Origin of the sequence: Pseudoalteromonas sp. NJ631, assembly GCF_000276645.1 — a bacterium.
In the GTDB taxonomy this organism is placed as follows: Bacteria; Pseudomonadota; Gammaproteobacteria; order Enterobacterales; family Alteromonadaceae; genus Pseudoalteromonas; species Pseudoalteromonas piscicida.
Genome location: NZ_AKXJ01000001.1, coordinates 223,406 through 240,872, shown reverse-complemented (window position 1 = coordinate 240,872; position 17,467 = coordinate 223,406). Strand labels below are relative to the sequence as shown.

The window sequence follows — 17,467 nt, the reverse complement described above, 5'->3', positions numbered from 1 at the left end:
ATAACAAAAAATATAACCATGATAAAAGCACCATTAGATATAGACGTAGATATTCCGTGGCTTGATCAAAAGCTATTTTCATTAGGTAAATTTTCATTAGAGGTGGGAGAGGCACTCTCATTTATCGCTGTGATCGTTGCGACTTTGGTGATCTCTAAGATCCTGCGACTAGCATTTAATCGTCTCGCTTCAAGGCAAGGGGTGATCCAGCATACTTCCGCCTATGTGATAGGCAGGATCATTCACTACATCGTGTTATTTATCGGTCTTATTATTGCGCTAACGGCCTTAGGAATAGAGATCACTGAATTAGCGCTTGTTGCCAGTGCACTCGGCGTTGGGATTGGTTTGGGGCTACAGGGCCTGGTGAATAACTTTGTCTCTGGTCTGGTGTTACTGCTAGAGAAAACCGTCAAAGTTGGGGACTTTGTTGAGCTGACCAATGGGGTGGTTGGGGAGGTGATAGCCATTCACATGCGCTCAACTTGGATCCGTACAAATGACAACGTCGACCTGCTTATTCCTAACTCGGAAATGGTGTCAAATACAATTACCAACTGGACAATGTCGGATAAATATCGTCGTTTCCGTATTCCTTTTTCGGTGGCCTACGGCAGCGACAAAGAGAAGGTGAAGCGTGCCGCATTGGAAGCGGCCAAAAATGTTCAATATACCTTGAATACGCCGGGGCGAGAAGCAACGGTATGGATGACAGGGTTTGGTGATAGTAGCTTGAATTTCACGCTAGGAGTTTGGGTGCAACCTGAGCAGGTAAAGCGGCCAACGGCACTGGTCTCTGATTACCTTTGGGCTATCGATGATGCCTTTCGAAAATATCAAATCGAGATCCCGTTTCCACAGCGCGATCTTCATTTACGCAGTGGCTTTTCTATGGAAAAGCCTGATGAAAACTGAGGGTAGAATAACGGCTGGGGTGTTAGCCGTTATTGAGTTTACTCACTGAATGATTTTAACCACTCGTTGCGGGAATGGAATTTCGATTTCCGCATTTTTAATCGCGGCAAACACCGCTTTATTCACTTCTAATTTAGTTTCGATAAGTGAAGTCGTAGGTACCCAGTAGCGGTAGCTCAATATCACTGCACTGTCGGCAAATTCCTCAATCCCCACCTGAGGCTTAGGATCTTGACTGACCTTAACATTATCAGCGAGTACCTGATTGATAAGTATTAATGCGCCTTGATAATCAGCATCATAGGCTATCCCTATTTCACCTTTAACCAGAGAGTTTGCAAACGAGTTATGGAGAATCTCTCCCACCACATGTTTATTTGGGATAGTGATCTCTACTTTGTCTTCGTTGATGAGCGTGGTATGTCCAAGCTCAATCATTTTAACTTGGCCGTTAACGCCTTTGATGCTGATGGTATCGCCAATCACAAATGGGCGGGTAGCAATGATGGCAAGACCAGCGCCATAGTTTGCTAGCATACCTTGTAGTGCAAGACCTGCACCTAAAGACGCGGCACCGATGGCGGCAACAAAAGGTGTGATACTGATGCCAACCTTGCCAAGAGAAATAATCACAAACATGGCGATGATAAGGACTTTTATCACATTGCCAATAAAGTTGGTTAAAGCAGGATCGATATTGTGTTTTAGCATCAAGTTTTCAGTCGCTTTAGACAGCTTTCTTGATAACCACAAACCGAGAAGGAAGATGAATATCGCAGCGAGCAATTGGAAACTGTACGTCACCAGATACTCTCGAATAATGTTGTAATAGTGTTCTATTTGCTCGATTTCTTGATTGATCACAGTCGTATCCCGAGTTATTAAATTAGAGTAGCCAACCAATGATAAAACAAAGGCACCCAAAGTGCAGTTATCATGGCGGTAATTGTCATCGCCGCTGAAGCAAAAGCGCCAGCCATGGGGTGATGCTCTATCGCTGCGGCTGTGCCTATTGCATGGCAAGCAACGCCAAGCGCAGCGCCTTTCGCTTGCATATGGTCAACTTTACACCAGTGCAAAATATGTAGTCCAAACACGCCACCAAATACACCAATTAGTATCACCATAATCGCTGCAATAGCGGGGATCCCCCCGAGATAATCACTAATGAGTAGAGTGATTGGTGTTGTAACCGACAGGGCCGCCATTGAAGCTGAGAGCTGCGGATCGGCTGCGAAAAACTGGCAAATAAGAAAAGCGCTTAACGTAGACAGTGAAACACCCAACCAACTGGTTAAGCACAATGCAAAAAATACCGGTTTAATTTGGTGAAATTGTTTATACAAAGGGTAAGCGAGTGCAACGACCGCTGGCTCTAACAAGTAATGAATTGGTAGCGTTGCTTGTTGATATACCTTGTAGTCGAACTTAGTGAATAGTAGAAATGCCGAAATGGCCAAAATGCAGATCAGCACAGGGTTCAATATCGGTAAGGAGATACGCTGATATAGTTTGCGTGCACTAAAAAATAACAGCACAGTGAGCGCTGACGCCATAATCATATTAATCACGAAACTTGATGCTCTTAACGATAGGGCTTAACAATACAAGACTTATTGTTGGAACACCAACTAGCAATAACAGCAGCATAAGCCAGTGGGATTGAAACAAACTGAGATGCTCTACCAAGCCCACTCCCGCTGGAATAAAAAACAGCGCCATGTATTTTAAGATGGGCTCTGCTGCGGGGGCTAACCATTCTACTTTAATGATTTTTGTGGCAAGAAGTATGACAAGAAACACCATGCCAAGTAGGGCGGCTGGGATCTGTAAAGCACTAAGCTGAATTATCCATTTAGCGCTGAAGAGACACGCCAAAATGATGGCAAAGCCTAGTGCAAATCGTAATATCAACTTCGCTCTGTGTACCATTAAATGTAAATCCTCAGCACTGCAATGGCGCTAACATGTATGATGCCTAATTGTACGCTCTCCTATTGCGATGGCCATTATACTTTGGGCAAACAAGCATTCAACCTAGCGTTACCACTTCATGCGAGGCAAAAATGGCTTTTTATTCTCATCTGCTACAGAGGCATTCTTCATCGCAATTTTGGTATTTTTAGCTGCGAGCAATTTAATTTGTGACCACGTTTCTAACCATAGCAGTTTACGGGCGGGCTGGTTGTAGGCTCGATTATACACTTTCTTAATTGCTGCAATGGCATCTGGCGAGCGTGCGCTAAATTGAGTCAGTAATTCTGAGAGTCTAGCGTCAACATCATCACAAAGCTCGGTAATGAGACCGTCCTTTAGTGCTTGCTGGGCATCTATTCGCTGTGCATGGACTGTCATCAGCAGTGCCTTATCCTTGTTCATTGTGGCAGGCAAAAGTAAGCTGCCACCCATGTCGGGGCAAAGTCCCCATTTAGCTTCCATAATGGCAAACTGCGCACTGCTGTCGGCTAAACGAATGTCAGCACCTAATGCAATATGACAGCCTCCGCCTAAACAATTGCCTGTGATCTTGGCAATGACAGGAACTGGCAAAGTTTGCCAGCCGAGTACGACTCTTTGTACTAAGTTAGCATTGCCAGGTAACCACTTTTTAAGTAGCTTGATGATCCCAGAAGGTTTATTCAGCACGCTTTTTACATCTAGACCAGCACAAAAATGTGCGCCTTCACCTTGGAGAACGACAGCCCTAATTGATTTGCTTTTTCTAATTTTCTTTATCGCATTATCTAAACCAACAAACATGTCAACAGATAGCGCGTTTTGTTTTTCTGGTCGAGATAAGGTCACAAATGCGATGTTGTTCGCTTCGGAAAATGAAATCATGATGAGATGCTCCCTGCGGGTTTTATGCGATAGTTTTAGAGTAATAACTTAAAAGCGGTGTGACATTCAACTTTTACCGATAATTTGTTCGTCATTTAGCGTTATTTTCTGTTTGATTATCGCGACTAAGTATTTATGTTTTACCTCATTTTGCTATCATTGCGCCAACTTTAAAACAACAGGCTAGCGTCCATGACAGCGAGACTTTGTAGCATCGAAGAAGCCACTCACCAAGCATATGATATCTTCCTTGAGTTGGCCCCTGATAATCTTGAAGAACACGATATTAATATGTTCAATGAACATCGCGAAGATCGTGGCTTCATTGAAGAAAGTGAGCCGGACGAGAGTTGGTCGAGCATAACTGCTTATGAACAAGAAGCAGAACCAGAGCACTTCGTTCAGGTTTTGGTCGGTATCGAGTTTGATGACTCAGATCAGGTGTACGCAAAGATCCTAATTAGCAGAGATTTAGATGCGCCGTTTTGTCATATCATTTGGAAGCAATAGCCGGAAAGTAGTTGTCAGTGCCGTTTTTTAGAACTTTCGCTTTATTTGCAATTGGCTTGGTTTCGCTACCAAGCTTAGCTACGGATCCATTCGAAGATTTTCACGAATATGGCAAAATGCCCGATGACGAAATTCATCAAAAGCACAAGGGCGAAATGCTGTACGGTGACGTTGAATTTGGCTTTATCGTTAACAAAGGTAATACGCAAAACACGTCATTTAAGTTAAAAAGTAATCTTTATCAAGATTTCCCCAAGTGGCGTAATCAATTTAAATTCAATGGCCTTTATCGTCGCGAGCACAATACAGAAACGGATGTTGAGGATGTCTCTGCGTCGCGCTACTTTGGCTCTGCGCAAGGTAACTACAAACTAGGGGACGATAACGCCTCGTTCTTTATGTACGGCGACTATGAGCGTGACAGGTTTAATGGCAAGGAATACACCACGACATTTGCGCTAGGTTATGGCAATCGTGTGTATGAGGGACGAAAGAACACGGTAGATATCGACATCGGTCCCGGTATGTCTATCTCTCGTGTGGATAACGAAATCGAGCTTGAGCCGGAAGAAGATAGAACCGAGCAAGGCCAGCTTTTGCGTATGGCATTGCAGTGGGAAAGAAACGTTTCAAAGCGTACCCGCTTTAATCAAGACGTCAGTTTTGAGCAATCGCTGTCAGGTTTAAATTCCCGATTGTTTGCTGAGTCTGCGCTAGTCACACAAGTGATTGGTGGTATTGCGCTGAAGTTTGCGTTTATTTACCGTTATAATTCGCAGCCAGAAAATGAAAAAGAAAAGGTAGACACCGAACTTGGTGCTACATTAGTTTACAGCTTTGATTAAGAAGACTATCGATGTATAAAAATACACAGTTTGCATGGGTTATATGGCTGTTTCTAGCCTTTATCGCCAGTTTTACCATATTGGCAATTTTCCTAACAGGTAGCAATCTCGCCTTTGTCAGCTTTTTGGTGATCCTCGCGCTTGTTGCGTTTATTTTTTACGGTTTAACCATTCAAGTGAACCAAGAGCAACAAACGTTAAGCTGGTGGTTTGGACCGTCGGTCGCCAAAATGACCTTAAAGTTTGACGATATCGATTATGTTCAACCCGTGACTAATTCTCTACGTCATGGCATTGGCATGCGGATCAGTACAGACGGTTGGGTATACACAGTTGCTGGATTCAAGGCACTCGAAGTGGTGATGAAGGACGGCACTAAATATCGCTTAGGAACTAATGACCAAGCCAACTTGGTTACGGCAATGGAAAGTAAACTTAAACAAGAAAAAAGCGCTGAATGATCAGCGCTTTCTATTAGTAATTCGACTAATCTTAGTGGTCGTGACCACAACCGCCTTCGCCATGAACATGCCCGTGGGCAACTTCTTCAGCTGTAGCTTCACGTACTTCAAGCACTTCAACGTCAAAGTTCAGCGTGATCCCAGAAAGCGGGTGGTTCGCGTCAACGATGACTTCTTCGTCTTCGATACCAATGATCACAACGATTTGGTCGCCTTCGTCGGTGGTCGCTCTAAATTGCATACCCACTTCGATTTCCATATCTTCAAACATTGATTTAGGAACCGCCTGAGTCAGTTCGTCAAAGCGTTCACCATAGCCTTCTTGTGGCTCGATGGTCACACTGAAAGTGTCACCAGCTTGTTTGCCTTGTAGGGCATCATCAAGACCTGGGATCAGATAGCCTGAGCCAAGCATCGCTATCACAGGCTCATCATCAAATGTGCTATCAATCGTGTTGTTGTCTTTGTCTTGAACTGAGTAGTGGATTGTCACTACCGAGTTAGGGCCAATAATCATATAAGATCCCGTTAGTTGTCTTCTAAAGAATAAGGTAGAGGTTGAATAGTAAGACTCACCTCTGGTGAATTTTTTGCTCTTAGCACCGCGTCTTGTTGTGTGTCATTTGGCATCACAGCCAGCGCATAATAACGGCCGCTGTTAGCATCAAAGGTTTGTTGAATAACCTTGCCACCACGACGCCAGTTGTCTTCAATCTGCAGCTCAATGTCTGCCTCTTCGATGCGCTCTGCTGTATTGCCAGTCACTATGTACATGGCACGTTTGTTTTTACCAAGATAGCGCATACGAGCTACGGTTTCTTGACCAGTATAGCAACCTTTCTTAAAGCTGATCCCGTTAAGGGCTTGAAGGTTAACCATTTGTGGTACAAATTCGTCCACGTGATCTGCATCAAGACTTGGCTCTCCTGCTAAAATGCTGGCCGCAATAAACGCTGCTGGATTGCTTTGTTGCTCCACGTCCGCGGGTAAACTTGCGCCTTCGAACGCGATGAAAACAAAGCGCTCGTCTGCGAGTTTTAGCAGCTTGCCGTTGGCAACATCCACAGCACTTGCGTCAGACGAAAGCTCAACGCCAAAGGCAGTAGCAAGCGCTTTACTGTCCTGAGTCATTAAGCCAAAGACTTCGCAGTCAGCAAAATCAATGTCAACTTTGGCAAAAACGCCGTACTTTTTTAGCTCACGAAGTGATGCTTCAGCTTCGGCTACACCAGCAAGCATTAAGTAGTCGTCTTGATAGCGAGTTAAGCGCGACACAGACCAAAGTTTGCCTTTAGGGCTACAATGCCCAGACCACATAAAATTATCTTCTTTGATAAGGTTAATGTCTTGAGTAACCTGACCGTGCAAATAGCTAAGTTTATCTTGTCCTGAAATGCGAATAACCTTGAACGGAAGCGCATAAGCACGAGCAATTGACATAATATTGATCCCTATTAAAGTGTTTTCGTAATGTTACCGTAAAATCATAAGTGGAGATAGGGACGGACGATTTCAATGTGCCATTTCTATAAGTTTTATGGCATATGTTCTGCACAGTGGGTATAATTTTCTCAATAGTTTATGAGGGGTTAATCAGTTTATGGTTGAGTTACTGCCTAAAGCTCGAGTTAAATGGGCTTGCCGTCGTGGCATGTTAGAGCTGGACGTTATTTTGGAGCCGTTTGTTGAGCAGGCTTATGACGCGCTATCCGACGAAGGTAAGTACGTGTTTCAGCGTCTAGTTACCTGTGAGGATCCAGATTTATTCGCTTGGTTTATGGGTCATGAAGAATGTCCAGATCCAGAGCTAAAACGCATGGTTAAGTTAATCCTTGATCGGATCCGCGTATAGAATCGACTTTCAACACAATCTTCAGAACCACGCCTTCTTTGTGGTTCTTTTTTCTTGCCTCGCTTTTATCCTTTTTCTGCTATTTCCTACGCTGTGGTGGTTAGTGGCAATCGTGTTTGCCGTAACGGGTTATTGCAGTTGGCAAACTGTTCTATCTCGTACGCCAAAAGCGGGTACTGTACTCATGCTCCCAAAAGAAAACTTCATTGAAATACAGTCGCAAACGATAAATTGCAAGGGGCAGCTTATTGGTGCGACCATATGGTTTGATAGTCAAATAGCGCTAAAAATCATGGATGCGAACCAAGCTAAGCTGCAGATATTTTTGACTCGACAGGCAATACCAGAAGCGGACTGGCGTTTACTCTGTCGCACTGCGCTGCAAGCCAATTAGAAACAGCGACCAGAGCATGGCGATAAAAATCAGCACATGCTCTACATGCAAATATTATTATTTTGTCGGTGACAAAACGGTCGGTATGGAGTTTTCAGCCATGTCTGGGAAGTCAATGGTATAGTGCAGTCCACGACTTTCTTTACGTTCTAACGCGCTGCGAATAATCAGTTCAGCTACTTGTACTAAGTTACGTAATTCAAGCAGGTTGTTACTCACTCTGAAGTTGGCGTAATAATCATGGATCTCTTGCTGTAATAACTCAACGCGGCGTAGCGCACGTTCTAACCGTTTAGTTGAGCGAACAATGCCAACATAATCCCACATAAACAATCTAAGTTCGTGCCAGTTGTGGGTAATCACTACTTCTTCGTCCGAGTCGCTGACACGGCTTTCGTCCCAATCTGGTAACTTAGATGGCTCAGGACGATTATCGATTTTAGCTAAAATATCTTTTGCGGCAGCGTGGGCAAACACAATGCATTCTAATAACGAGTTACTCGCCATGCGGTTTGCGCCGTGTAGACCTGTGTAAGCCACTTCGCCGATTGCATATAAATTGTCGATGTCAGTACGACCGTTAAAGTCAGTCATAACACCACCGCAGGTATAATGCGCCGCTGGCACTACGGGGATTGGCTCTTTGGTGATATCTAAACCAACACTTAGGCACTTAGCATAAATCGTAGGGAAGTGCTCAATGATGAACTCTTTGTCTTTATGTGAGATATCCAGATAGACGCAATTTGCGCCCAATCGTTTCATCTCATAGTCAATGGCACGGGCGACTACATCGCGAGGAGCGAGTTCTTCGCGCTCATCGAAGTCAGGCATAAAGCGTGTGCCGTCAGGACGTTTAAGCAGCGCGCCTTCACCACGCATGGCTTCGGTTATTAAAAAGTTTTGTAGCTCAGGGTGGTATAAGCTGGTTGGATGAAATTGGTTAAACTCCATGTTGGCCACACGACAACCCGCACGCCACGCCATTGCGATGCCGTCACCCGAAGAAACATCTGGATTTGAGGTATACAAGTAAACTTTACTTGCGCCACCCGTCGCTAAAGCGACAAACTTAGCCGAGATGCTCTCAACTCTATCCGCTTTGCGATTATAGACGTAAACGCCTTTGATATCGCTTGAGTCGCCATGTTTATCTTTGATGAGATCGATGGCGTTGTATTGCTCAAGTATATTAATTTTTGGGTGTAACTGCACTTGGCTAATTAATGTGGTTTGAACGGCTTTACCCGTTGCATCAGCTGCGTGCAATATACGACGATGTGAATGCCCACCTTCGCGGGTTAAATGAAAGCGCTCTTTCCCTTTGCTATCCACTTCCATATCAAATGGTACGCCTTGTTCAATCAGCCACTTCAAGCAATTTTTTGCATTTGATGCGGTGTAGTGCACCGCATCGCGGTCACACAAACCAGCGCCTGCCGCAAGTGTGTCTTCGACATGTGATTCAATACTGTCATTTTTCTTATCGAATACTGCGGCAATGCCACCTTGAGCATAAAGTGTGGAGCCTTCTTTTAACGCCCCTTTGCTTATCACGGTAACCTTACAGTGGTTTGCCAAAGAAAGCGCAAGAGAGAGTCCAGCAGCGCCACTACCAATAATGACTACATCAGTATTGTGGTGAGTCGTATTTTTCATATTCGAAGATCTTTACTGTTTTTGCGTTTAATTCTGCTATTTATACCACATCTGCTATCATAGAAGGCAGAGAGTTTGTTCCGTTTAATGAGAATCATTTAGAACATTTTGTGTGACTGCTAATGGAATAATGCTAAAAAGCAGCCAAGAACTAGTACGCAAAGATGGATGAATTCGTTTATTTTAAAAAAAAATACAAAAAAACAGAACTTTTTATTCAGTACTAAGTCAGAGTAGCTGTGAATGATGGCAACTAGATACGATTTAGAAAAGCAAAAAGAGGAGTACCGGCTCGAATGAGCGAGCAGGATTTAGATCTAGATATAGTTAAACGCGTTCAACAGGGAGATAAAAACGCATTCAACCTGTTAGTTGCCAAGTATCAAAATAAAGTCGCAGCGCTGATTTCTCGTTATGTAGCAAATCAAGGCGATGTGGCAGATGTGGCACAGGAAACGTTCATTAAAGCTTATCGAGCGTTGCCTAACTTTAGGGGCGAGAGCGCATTTTATACTTGGTTGTATAGGATCGCGGTTAACTGTTCAAAAAATTATTTGGTGGCGCTTGGTCGAAAGCCGCCAGCAAACGACGTAGATGCGGAAGAAGCTGAGTTTTATGATGGTGCAGACCAATTAAGATCGAACGCTTCACCGGAAAATCTATTGTTAAGCGACGAAGTGAAAGCAGTGATTTTCAAAACTATCGAGCGCTTGCCTGACGATTTAAAAACCGCAATTACTTTGCGTGAAATTGAAGGCATGAGCTACGAGGAAATAGCTGTCATTATGGATTGTCCTGTAGGTACAGTTCGTTCGAGAATTTTTCGCGCAAGGGAAGCGATAGATAATAATTTGAATCCATTAATAGGTGAGTCTTAATATGGCACAAGCTGAAAAACAAGTGACAGAAGATTTAACGACATCGCAAATTTTTGACGGTGATCTGTCACTCAACGCTGAAACTGATGTTCGTTTAGACGAACAAAAGTTTGCTCGGTATGCCTTGATTGGTGATGTAATGCGTAGTCAAAAGCAAGACACACCTTGCATTGATATCACCAGCAGCTTTGCGGCGGCACTTGAACAAGAGCAAACGTATAGTGAGCCGGCCGTTGAGCAAGTGAAAGAAACGACGCCGAAGAGTAATGTGATTGAGCTAAGTGCATGGCGTAAGCCGTTTGCACAAGTGGCTATCGCGGCAAGTGTGTCATTGTTTGCTGTGCTTGGGGTTAATACGCTAAGCACTGACACGACTTTACCTGCGGGCGATGCGTTACAGTTGCAATCTACTCCTTTTGCTGGAGGCGTTTCTCCTGTGAGCTTATCAACTGAGCCTGCGCTTGAATCAGCGGCTAAAGGCATTAGAGAGTTACAGCAACAACGCATTGGTGCATTGGTGCTAGAGCATCAAAGGCAGTCTCGCATGGCATATGCGCTGCAGCAATCGGGTGAAAACAACACCGCTGAAAAGCAAGAGGAAAAAGAGCAATAAATGAGAGCACTGTTAGTTGTAGTAAGTGTATTTTTCTCTAGTTGGCTGTGGGCAAATGAAAGCGTATCAGCCAAACAACTGCTAAAAGACATGGCCGAAGCGGTGCATCATAGAAACTTTGATGCATCGTTTGTCGTGGTGAAAGGAAAATCTATGGAGCCTTACCGTTGGCTTCATGGTAACCAAGATGGGACTGAATTTGAGCTTTTAAGTTTGCTCAATGGTGCTGGACTTGAAATGATCCGCATTGGTGACAAAGTGACTTATTTTGAACCAAAGTCTGAGCCTTACACCATCCAAACAGATTCGATAGCAGGCCCTATTCCCGAAGTTTTATTCAAAAATATCGACAGCCTCAAAGAAAGTTATGATTTTGTCTTAGGTGGTAAAGGTCGGATTGTTGACAGACCTGCTCAGCTTGTCAGATTAGAAGCAAAGGACGACGCTAAATACAACTATTGGTTGTGGATCGATACCGAGTCATCTCTGTTACTAAAATCCGCTTACGTAAACCAACAAGGCGAGTTGTTAGAACAGCTTCAGCTTACCCATATCAGCGTGACTGAAACCCCAGCCGAGCAATTGTTAGAACTTTCCCAAAAGCAGTTTCCTGAAGCCGTATCTGGATTGTTGAAGACACTTGAGAATGGCACGAAAAACAATTGGCAAATTGGTTGGTTACCTCAGGGCTTTGAGCTGCTAAAATCTGACAGACATAAGTTAGATTTAAACAATGAGCTGGCAGACTACTACTTGTTTTCCGACGGCCTTGTCGATATTTCGGTATTTGTACAACGTCCTTTACCGGGTCAGCGCCCAAGTGGAGCGCTTTCGTCAGGTGCGACAACGGTGTACGTACACAACACAGGTGCCTTTGACGTATCCGTAGTTGGAAATATTCCAGCAATGACCGCAAAAGCAATCGCTGAGTCTGTGAAAAGACCTTTATGATAGAACAAACTCTGACAGTTGCCGCCATAAAAGGCGCAACTGTCTATTTAGAAGCACAGCCAAAACCCGCTTGTGAAGGCTGTAACGGCAAATGCGGCTCCCAAGTATTCGCCAAACTCTTTGGCACCCACAAAAAACAATTCCCTGTAGATTTGACGGAATCTGTCGAAATTGGCCAAAAAGTTAAGTTGGCATTAGACGACACTAATGTGGTTAAGCATGCGTTTTATGTTTACATGATGCCATTGCTTTTTGCTTTTGCTGGCATGTTTATCGCGGCCCTCGTACTTGGTCTCAATGAACCTTTACAGATACTTATTGCATTTACGAGTGCAGCACTCGGTTTATTTTTCGCCAGAGTCCAAGGGGATAAACTCAAACATCAGGTAAAAGTGATAAAAATTTACCCAATTAGCCTACCAATAACGCAAATAGATGGTGATTGTACTAAATAAAATGTAAAATCGAGGCCTTAATCTCTATTTGTGACTAACAGAAGTATTGAATCCAGTATATGAAGCATATCCGTAACTTTTCTATTATTGCCCACATTGACCATGGAAAATCGACGCTATCAGACCGCTTAATCCAAGTTTGTGGAGGTTTAACAGACCGCGAAATGCAGCAGCAGGTACTGGATTCGATGGACATCGAACGTGAGCGCGGTATTACCATCAAAGCACAGAGTGTAACGCTTAACTATCAAGCAAAAGATGGCGAAACCTACCAGCTAAACTTTATCGATACACCGGGACACGTTGACTTCACTTATGAAGTTTCGCGCTCTCTAGCTGCTTGTGAAGGTGCGTTATTGGTTGTTGACGCGGGTCAAGGTGTAGAAGCACAAACACTAGCGAACTGTTACACTGCACTTGAGATGGACTTGGAAGTTATTCCGGTTCTGAACAAAATTGACTTACCACAGGCTGATCCACTTCGCGTAGCCGAAGAAATTGAAGATATCGTTGGTATTGAAGCATTAGAAGCGGTTCGTTGTAGTGCGAAAACGGGTATCGGCATTGATGAAGTGCTCGAAGTGATCGTACGTGATATTCCGCCACCAGAAGGTGAGCCAAATGCGCCACTACAGGCACTGATTATCGATTCATGGTTTGACCCGTACCAAGGCGTAGTGTCATTGGTACGTATTAAAAACGGTGAATTAAGAGCGGGCGAGAAGATCAAGATCATGTCTACTGAGCAAGCTCACCAAGTAGATAAGGTTGGTATCTTTACACCGAAGCAGACTAATACCGGGGTGTTGAGAACGGGTGAAGTAGGTTTTGTTATCGCAGGTATCAAAGACATCCATGGAGCACCAGTTGGTGATACCATTACCATGGCTCGTGATTCTGCAACAGACCGTTTGCCTGGTTTCCAAAAGGTGAAGCCTCAGGTATACGCGGGAATGTTCCCAATTTCATCTGATGACTACGAAAACTTCCGCGATGCGCTTAATAAATTGAGCCTCAACGATGCATCACTATTCTTCGAGCCTGAGAACTCAACAGCACTAGGTTTTGGTTTCCGTTGTGGCTTCCTTGGTATGCTCCACATGGAGATCATTCAAGAGCGCCTTGAACGTGAATACGACATGGATCTGATCACCACAGCTCCAACGGTAATCTATGAAGTAGAAACTAAGCACGGTGTGGTGAAAATCGATAACCCATCGGATTTACCACCGGTAAACGACATTATTGAAATTCGTGAACCAATCGTTGAAGCAAATATTCTCGTTCCGCAAGAATATTTAGGAAACGTGATCACGCTGTGTGTTGAAAAGCGTGGTATGCAGACCAAGATGACCTATCACGGTAAGCAAGTTGCGTTAACCTATGAATTGCCTATGTCGGAAGTGGTGATGGATTTCTTTGATAAGTTGAAGTCTACCAGCCGTGGTTTTGCATCACTAGATTACAACTTCAAGCGTTTTGAAGCATCAGACATGGTGCGTGTGGATATTCTGATCAATGGCGACCGCGTTGATGCGCTTGCAATAATTGTTCACCGCGATGGTTCACAAACGCGTGGCCGTCAGTTAGCTGAAGCGCTGAGAGAATTGATCCCTCGCCAAATGTTTGATATTGCTATTCAAGCTGCAATTGGTAATCACGTTATTGCGCGCAGTACAGTTAAACAGTTACGTAAAAACGTAATCGCGAAATGTTATGGTGGTGACGTGAGCCGTAAGAAAAAGCTACTGCAAAAGCAAAAAGAAGGTAAGAAGCGTATGAAGCAACTTGGTAACGTTGAAGTGCCACAAGACGCATTCTTAGCAATATTGAAAGTAGGTAAGTAACAGGAAATACAAATGGCAGGTTATTTTTCAATTTTATTGGTGCTACTCACGGTCGGTTCAGGCCTTATTTGGTTGATCGATCATTTGGTGTATGCACCAAAAAGACAAGCTAGGCTTGCTATTGCGCAAGGTGCGTCTGACACTCAGTTGGATGCCGACATCATTGCGGAAATAGCACCTGAACCTGCCATTGTTGAAAACGCGAAATCAATTTTTCCAATGATTGCCGCGATCACGATTTTCCGTTCGTTTATTTTTGAACCGTTTCAAATTCCATCAGGCTCAATGATGCCAACCTTATTGGATGGCGATTTTATTCTAGTGGAAAAATATGCTTACGGGATTAAAGACCCTGTGTGGCGTAGCAAAATCGTTGAAACGGGTACACCTGAGCGCGGTGATATTGCGGTGTTCAAGTTTCCGCTAGACGAGCGTATTGACTTCATCAAGCGTATTGTTGGTTTACCGGGCGACCATATTGTTTATCGCAATCGTCAACTTTACATTAAACCTAAGTGTGAAGACGGGCAGAGCGAAGCAAACGGGTTGACGTGTGGCGAATATAATAAGATTGATGTAGATATTGTTAATCGTGACGAGTTTACGCAAGGCCCAATGCAGTTGGTGCGTCTAACCGAGCATTTGCCAAACGTAGAACATGATATTTTAATTAATCCTGAAGTGTTAGAGTTAACAGATCGCTACTATCAACAACCAGGTACTCGCCGCGATGAGTGGGTAGTACCAGAGGGAAGTTATTTTGCGATGGGTGATAACCGTAATAACAGCCAAGATAGTCGTATGTGGGGTTTTGTACCTGATGAAAACTTGGTTGGAAGAGCGGTATTTATTTGGTTAAGTTTTGATTTTGATAATGGCCCAGACAGCATTTTGCCAGGGTGGGTTCCAACTGGTGTTCGTTTTGAGCGCCTAGGTAGTATTCAGTAAAAATGAAAAGAAACGTAGAAGAACTTTATAATAAAATAGGGTACAACTTCTCTGATAAGGCGCTGCTTGAGCAGGCTTTGACGCATCGCAGTCACAAAGGCCAGCACAACGAGCGTCTCGAATTTTTGGGCGACTCTATTTTAAGCTTTGTGATTGCAAATGCTTTGTATCACAAGTTTCCAAAAGCGCGTGAAGGTGATTTAAGCCGCATGCGTTCAACGTTAGTGCGTGGTCAAACGCTGGCCGAATTCGGTGTGGAATTCGCGCTGGGTGATTATCTGCGCCTAGGTCCAGGTGAGCTGAAGAGCGGCGGGTTTCGCCGTGAGTCAACACTCGCAGATGCAGTAGAAGCCATTATTGGTGCCGTTTTCTTAGACTCTGACATCGACGTGTGTAGAGATTTGGTACTAAGTTGGTACGAATCACGCTTAACTGCGATTTCACCTGGTCATAACCAAAAAGACCCGAAGACGCTGCTGCAGGAGTATCTACAAGCTCGAAAATTACCTTTACCGGGCTACACTGTAATAGATACCAAAGGGCAAGCTCACAACCAAACATTCACGGTCGAATGTATAGTGGAAGGGATGGAAAGTATAATTTCAGTAGGCAGCTCGCGACGTAAAGCTGAGCAAAAAGCTGCCGAAAAAGCGCTTAAGATATTAAAGAATGACGCTTGATACACATTGCGGCATGATTGCCATTGTCGGTAGACCTAACGTAGGTAAATCGACACTATTAAACAAATTGGTTGAGCAAAAGGTAAGTATTACCTCGCGTAAACCACAAACCACTCGTCACCGCATCATGGGGATCCATACAGAGGGTAACTATCAGGCGGTGTACGTTGATACGCCAGGACTTCATATTGAAGAAAAGCGTGCAATTAACCGCTTAATGAACCGAGCAGCATCAAGCTCAATCGGCGATGTTGAACTGGTTATTTTTGTCGTAGAAGGGACGCATTGGACGCCTGATGACGAAATGGTACTGGCTAAAGTTAAAGACAGCGGTCGTCCTATCTTGGTGGTGATGAATAAAACCGATCAGGTAAAAGATAAAGACTTGTTGATGCCACATATTCAGTGGTTGAGTGAACAGGGTGATTTTATCGGGATCGTACCTATCTCTGCGAAGCAAGGTAAGAACGTTGATATGATCAGAGAAGAAGTGCACAAGCGTTTACCTGCATGTGAATTCTATTTCCCTGAAGATTACGTTACCGATCGCTCAATGCGTTTTATGGCGGCAGAGATCGTGCGTGAAAAGCTGATGCGCTTTATGGGCGATGAGCTACCGTACTCGGTGACGGTTGAGATCGAACAGTTTAAGTGGCAAGACAACGGTGTTTGGCAGATAAACGCGTTGATCCTTGTTGAGCGCGAATCGCAAAAACGCATGGTGATCGGCAACAAAGGCGAAAAGCTCAAAGTGATCGGTCGCGAAGCGCGTAAAGATCTTGAAAACATGCTAGACAACAAAGTCTATCTCGAATGCTGGGTTAAAGTGAAATCTGGTTGGGCAGACGACGAACGTGCTCTTCGTAGCTTAGGGTACGGAGAAGACTGATTGGATAGCGACTTTCGACAGGCCTATCTGTTACATCGCAGACCTTACAGCGATTCTCAGGTACTGCTTGACGTGCTGGTCGAAGGCGTTGGACAACTCAAAATGCTTGCCCGAGTAAAGGGCAAGCAATCCCTCAAACATAATGCCCAGTTGCGGCCATTTTCGTTACTTTTACTGCAATATGCAGGCAGATACGATTTTAAATACGTAAACCGTTTTGAACCCACAGACAATCAAATCCAACTCGTTGGGCGGCAGCTATATTGCGGCTTGTATCTCAATGAGCTAACGCAACGCGTGGTACCAACGAACGAACCGCTAGAGCAGATCTTTGCGCTATATCAACTACATTTAATGCGTTTGGCCCAAGATGAAGATGTGGAACCTATCTTACGCAGCTTTGAGTTGCAATTGTTGGGTGAGCTGGGTTTTGGGGTGGAATTGGAGTTTGACGCAGAAGGTAATCCAGTGCGGCCAAAAGCCGCGTATAAGTACGTATCTGAGTACGGTTTTATTGCAGTCGGTCGTGAACCTGATACGATACCGGGCAGTATGTTATTGGCCATTGCTAATCAAGATTTCCAAGACCTTGCCGTGAGAAGGGCGGCTAAGCTATTAACACGAAAATTAATGGCACCGCTGGTTGGCAAGCAAGGGCTGAAAAGTAGAGAACTATTTATTTCAAAGAAATAATACCAATTTAATCAAAAATATAAATCGGTAAATTGG

The 17,467-nt window shown here is 44.1% G+C and carries 22 protein-coding genes; 15 read left to right on the top strand and 7 right to left on the bottom strand.

Features of this window, described 5'->3' with window-relative positions:
- Positions 1–18 precede the first annotated feature (18 nt).
- Positions 19–915, top strand: a complete 897-nt coding sequence (locus A587_RS0101145; RefSeq protein WP_017216106.1) for a mechanosensitive ion channel family protein — start codon at positions 19–21, stop codon at positions 913–915.
- A 42-nt stretch (positions 916–957) separates the two neighbouring features.
- Here A587_RS0101145 and A587_RS0101140 read toward each other — a convergent pair whose 3' ends face one another.
- From A587_RS0101140 to A587_RS0101125, 4 genes are all read right to left on the bottom strand, one after another.
- Positions 958–1,779: a mechanosensitive ion channel family protein gene (locus tag A587_RS0101140; RefSeq protein ID WP_017216105.1), complete on the bottom strand. Its 822-nt coding sequence runs from the start codon at positions 1,777–1,779 to the stop codon at positions 958–960.
- A 17-nt stretch (positions 1,780–1,796) separates the two neighbouring features.
- A complete protein-coding gene (locus A587_RS0101135) occupies positions 1,797–2,477 on the bottom strand; it encodes an LrgB family protein (protein WP_232288012.1) in 681 nt (226 codons plus the stop codon).
- 1 nt (position 2,478) lies between these two features.
- Positions 2,479–2,847 (bottom strand): CidA/LrgA family protein, encoded by a 369-nt coding sequence (locus A587_RS0101130; RefSeq protein ID WP_010371242.1) that lies wholly within the window; start codon positions 2,845–2,847, stop codon positions 2,479–2,481.
- 111 nt (positions 2,848–2,958) lie between these two features.
- Positions 2,959–3,756, bottom strand: coding sequence for a crotonase/enoyl-CoA hydratase family protein (locus tag A587_RS0101125; protein WP_017216103.1), 798 nt, complete (start codon positions 3,754–3,756; stop codon positions 2,959–2,961).
- Positions 3,757–3,948: 192 nt separating this feature from the next.
- Here A587_RS0101125 and A587_RS0101120 point away from each other — a divergent pair, with 192 nt between their 5' ends.
- From A587_RS0101120 to A587_RS0101110, 3 genes are read left to right on the top strand one after another with little or no spacing between them, the layout of a single operon-like run.
- Positions 3,949–4,266, top strand: coding sequence for a DUF440 family protein (locus A587_RS0101120; RefSeq protein ID WP_010371248.1), 318 nt, complete (start codon positions 3,949–3,951; stop codon positions 4,264–4,266).
- Positions 4,267–4,283: 17 nt separating this feature from the next.
- Positions 4,284–5,111 carry a DUF481 domain-containing protein gene (locus A587_RS0101115; RefSeq protein ID WP_010371252.1) on the top strand — a complete coding sequence of 276 codons (828 nt, stop codon included), beginning with the start codon at positions 4,284–4,286 and terminating at the stop codon, positions 5,109–5,111.
- Positions 5,112–5,122: 11 nt separating this feature from the next.
- A complete protein-coding gene (locus tag A587_RS0101110; RefSeq protein ID WP_017216102.1) occupies positions 5,123–5,572 on the top strand; it encodes a hypothetical protein in 450 nt (149 codons plus the stop codon).
- Between the two features lie 31 nt (positions 5,573–5,603).
- Here A587_RS0101110 and A587_RS0101105 read toward each other — a convergent pair whose 3' ends face one another.
- Both A587_RS0101105 and ygfZ read right to left on the bottom strand, forming a co-directional pair.
- Positions 5,604–6,089 carry an FKBP-type peptidyl-prolyl cis-trans isomerase gene (locus A587_RS0101105; RefSeq protein ID WP_010371256.1) on the bottom strand — a complete coding sequence of 162 codons (486 nt, stop codon included), beginning with the start codon at positions 6,087–6,089 and terminating at the stop codon, positions 5,604–5,606.
- An 11-nt stretch (positions 6,090–6,100) separates the two neighbouring features.
- Positions 6,101–7,012 (bottom strand): tRNA-modifying protein YgfZ, encoded by a 912-nt coding sequence (gene ygfZ, locus A587_RS0101100; RefSeq protein ID WP_017216101.1) that lies wholly within the window; start codon positions 7,010–7,012, stop codon positions 6,101–6,103.
- 160 nt (positions 7,013–7,172) lie between these two features.
- Here ygfZ and A587_RS0101095 point away from each other — a divergent pair, with 160 nt between their 5' ends.
- Positions 7,173–7,424, top strand: a complete 252-nt coding sequence (locus tag A587_RS0101095; protein ID WP_010371260.1) for an FAD assembly factor SdhE — start codon at positions 7,173–7,175, stop codon at positions 7,422–7,424.
- On the top strand, positions 7,405–7,818 hold the full coding sequence (locus A587_RS0101090; RefSeq protein WP_332306255.1) for a protein YgfX: 414 nt from the start codon (positions 7,405–7,407) through the stop codon (positions 7,816–7,818). The genes A587_RS0101095 and A587_RS0101090 overlap by 20 nt, the downstream gene beginning before the upstream one ends.
- 57 nt (positions 7,819–7,875) lie before the next feature.
- Here A587_RS0101090 and nadB read toward each other — a convergent pair whose 3' ends face one another.
- Positions 7,876–9,477 carry an L-aspartate oxidase gene (gene nadB, locus A587_RS0101085; protein WP_017216099.1) on the bottom strand — a complete coding sequence of 534 codons (1,602 nt, stop codon included), beginning with the start codon at positions 9,475–9,477 and terminating at the stop codon, positions 7,876–7,878.
- A gap of 296 nt (positions 9,478–9,773) precedes the next feature.
- On the opposite strand from nadB, the gene rpoE reads away from it, so the two are divergent.
- Genes rpoE through recO form a run of 9 tightly spaced genes read left to right on the top strand, consistent with a single transcriptional unit; the run spans position 9,774 to position 17,431 of the window.
- Positions 9,774–10,355, top strand: a complete 582-nt coding sequence (rpoE, locus tag A587_RS0101080) for an RNA polymerase sigma factor RpoE (RefSeq protein ID WP_010371267.1) — start codon at positions 9,774–9,776, stop codon at positions 10,353–10,355.
- A gap of 1 nt (position 10,356) precedes the next feature.
- A complete protein-coding gene (locus tag A587_RS0101075; RefSeq protein ID WP_010371270.1) occupies positions 10,357–10,968 on the top strand; it encodes a sigma-E factor negative regulatory protein in 612 nt (203 codons plus the stop codon).
- Positions 10,969–11,919, top strand: a complete 951-nt coding sequence (locus tag A587_RS0101070; RefSeq protein ID WP_010371273.1) for a MucB/RseB C-terminal domain-containing protein — start codon at positions 10,969–10,971, stop codon at positions 11,917–11,919. It abuts the gene before it with no gap.
- Positions 11,916–12,374: a SoxR reducing system RseC family protein gene (locus A587_RS0101065; RefSeq protein WP_017216098.1), complete on the top strand. Its 459-nt coding sequence runs from the start codon at positions 11,916–11,918 to the stop codon at positions 12,372–12,374. Before A587_RS0101070 ends, A587_RS0101065 begins: the two co-directional genes overlap by 4 nt.
- 59 nt (positions 12,375–12,433) lie before the next feature.
- Positions 12,434–14,221 (top strand): translation elongation factor 4, encoded by a 1,788-nt coding sequence (gene lepA, locus A587_RS0101060; protein WP_017216097.1) that lies wholly within the window; start codon positions 12,434–12,436, stop codon positions 14,219–14,221.
- Between the two features lie 12 nt (positions 14,222–14,233).
- A complete protein-coding gene (lepB, locus tag A587_RS0101055) occupies positions 14,234–15,169 on the top strand; it encodes a signal peptidase I (protein ID WP_010371286.1) in 936 nt (311 codons plus the stop codon).
- 2 nt (positions 15,170–15,171) lie between these two features.
- Positions 15,172–15,849, top strand: a complete 678-nt coding sequence (rnc, locus tag A587_RS0101050; protein ID WP_010371291.1) for a ribonuclease III — start codon at positions 15,172–15,174, stop codon at positions 15,847–15,849.
- Positions 15,839–16,738: a GTPase Era gene (gene era / locus A587_RS0101045; protein WP_010371295.1), complete on the top strand. Its 900-nt coding sequence runs from the start codon at positions 15,839–15,841 to the stop codon at positions 16,736–16,738. Before rnc ends, era begins: the two co-directional genes overlap by 11 nt.
- Positions 16,739–17,431 carry a DNA repair protein RecO gene (gene recO, locus A587_RS0101040; protein WP_017216096.1) on the top strand — a complete coding sequence of 231 codons (693 nt, stop codon included), beginning with the start codon at positions 16,739–16,741 and terminating at the stop codon, positions 17,429–17,431.
- The last annotated feature ends 36 nt before the right edge of the window (positions 17,432–17,467 follow it).